We start from the raw sequence: 1,791 nt of genomic DNA, 5'->3' as shown, positions 1-1,791 counted from the left end.
GAGCAATGGCAGAAGAACCAAGAAAGCAAACGCCTAGAACTGGAACGCCAAGCGGAAATGAAGCGACAGCAAGAATTAGATAAACAACGAGCCGAACAAGCAAATCGTAAGGCATCACGAAATTTAGATAATGATGGATGGTCACGATGAGTAACCAAAATGATGATTTAGACCTAGATGATCAGTTATATATTCTATTGGCATCTATGAAGGAATACAGAGAAGCCATAGCAGACGATAATAAGCGATTAGAGACGTTTTACAGCAAAGTGGCTAGTGGGGTGCTGGAACAGAGTAAAAAGACCCTAAATAATGCAAACCAAGAGGCTACACGCGCCCTCCAAGGTCGTATTCAGGAGTTAGATAAAGCCACCGATAAATTGAACTACAGATTTATTGCCTTGTTGTGTGCAATTTTCCTCAGTCTGGTTCTGGTTTTTCTGTCTTTTATATTTTTATTCATTCCAAGTTTTGACGAGATCAAAGAACGTCGTGCAGAAGCAGCTTGGCTAGAACAAAGATATAACCTGGATATTAAAAACTGTAATGGTAAATCCTGTGTCCGGATTATGAAAAATGACTGTCACGGGCCACACAAAGATTATTGTGTGATTGACCCTAAATAGTACTTGTTAAAGCGGAGCTGCGAGCCAATAACCGTGCTGTGTACAAACATCTGGGGTAGATTGGAGTTTTGTTGAGTACATACCTCCACCAAGTCTGATTTCCTCACCTATAAAAACTTTATGGTTATTAAATTTATTGGTAATGCTGATCCTACCATCATTTGTATATTCTAATTCACTGCTGTTAGCCCAGATAATAAAAGGGCCATTATCGCTATTTAAACGAATACAGCCATGAGGATCTAAATGTAATTTGCCACCTGTCATTGAGAGCATATAAGTCTTTGTTTCAGGACTTTGCTTAATAAAAATTACAGATTTTACAGGTTCTATAGCACTAGAAACTAAGGCGGGCTTTGCCATACAAGCAGTCAGTACAGAAATGATGAAAAAACTTTGAGCTAAATTATATATTTTCATAGTTAACCAAGTTATGAGATGGGACAGTACTTTGCTTGGTTTCTTTCATTTTCCAATTTATACCGGTGTACGCAAAGTGGCTCGACTTTGCAATATGGCTAACGCCATATTGCAAAGCATCGAGCTAAATTTTAATTAAATACGTTTCAACGCCATGATATGGCGCACCATGTCGTTAATATGCTGTTTTGTTTCATTATCTTGAGAACTTAGCCAAGTTACAACATCCGCATCAAAAGCCTTTGCTTGAGCAATCGCATGGCGTTCTTGTAATTTTTTAACAAAATTTGGTTTTACTACTGGCGCATTGGTAGGGTCAAAATTTTTATAACGTTCTAATTCATTTTGCATGGTTATACCTCCGCTTTTGATTGTGCGATGGCTCAAAGGCAGTAATGATTCTTGCAACATCACCACGTTCAACCCAAACCACTGTTAGTAGTCTACCACGATTACTCAGACCGATTGATATTAGCCGTTGCTCATCGTAATGACCAAGATCGTCAAAGGACATCAGCTCTGGATCAAGAAAAACACTACATACCTCTTCAAAAGTAATTTCACGCCCTCGATAGACTAATTCCATTTTTTTATCGTGCCATTCAAATAGCAGACCGTAATACTCAATCAACGGCATCTTTAGCTTTTTCCTAGATTTACAACCTCTAAAAGTCTACTTAGAGGGTTTTACTTATTCAATAACTCATTAATTTAAATGGTTTCTAACATCCAAATTTCGTATAAC

At 37.9% G+C, this 1,791-nt stretch carries 4 protein-coding genes and 1 pseudogene; 2 read left to right on the top strand and 3 right to left on the bottom strand.

The genetic code is table 11. From position 1 onward, the window contains the following. Together FTU38_RS16640 and FTU38_RS16635 are read left to right on the top strand one after the other, a co-directional pair. Positions 1–150, top strand: a pseudogene (locus FTU38_RS16640) (mobilization protein); the annotation flags it as partial. Then, entirely contained in the window at positions 147–626 is a 480-nt protein-coding gene (locus FTU38_RS16635) for a hypothetical protein (RefSeq protein WP_151208203.1), read from the top strand. The pseudogene FTU38_RS16640 and the gene FTU38_RS16635, both read left to right, overlap by 4 nt. 6 nt (positions 627–632) lie before the next feature. Here FTU38_RS16635 and FTU38_RS16630 read toward each other — a convergent pair whose 3' ends face one another. The 3 genes from FTU38_RS16630 to FTU38_RS16620 form a co-directional block, all read right to left on the bottom strand. Then, positions 633–1,046 (bottom strand): hypothetical protein, encoded by a 414-nt coding sequence (locus FTU38_RS16630; protein WP_151208204.1) that lies wholly within the window; start codon positions 1,044–1,046, stop codon positions 633–635. Positions 1,047–1,181: 135 nt separating this feature from the next. Next, a complete protein-coding gene (locus tag FTU38_RS16625) occupies positions 1,182–1,397 on the bottom strand; it encodes a hypothetical protein (RefSeq protein WP_136144374.1) in 216 nt (71 codons plus the stop codon). Beyond that, positions 1,387–1,683 (bottom strand): BrnT family toxin, encoded by a 297-nt coding sequence (locus tag FTU38_RS16620; RefSeq protein ID WP_136144373.1) that lies wholly within the window; start codon positions 1,681–1,683, stop codon positions 1,387–1,389. The genes FTU38_RS16625 and FTU38_RS16620 overlap by 11 nt, the downstream gene beginning before the upstream one ends. Positions 1,684–1,791 lie beyond the last annotated feature (108 nt).

Origin of the sequence: Acinetobacter sp. YH12098, from assembly GCF_013419235.1 — a bacterium.
Lineage (GTDB): Bacteria > Pseudomonadota > Gammaproteobacteria > Pseudomonadales > Moraxellaceae > Acinetobacter > Acinetobacter amyesii.
This window is presented reverse-complemented; position numbering and strand designations above follow the sequence as displayed.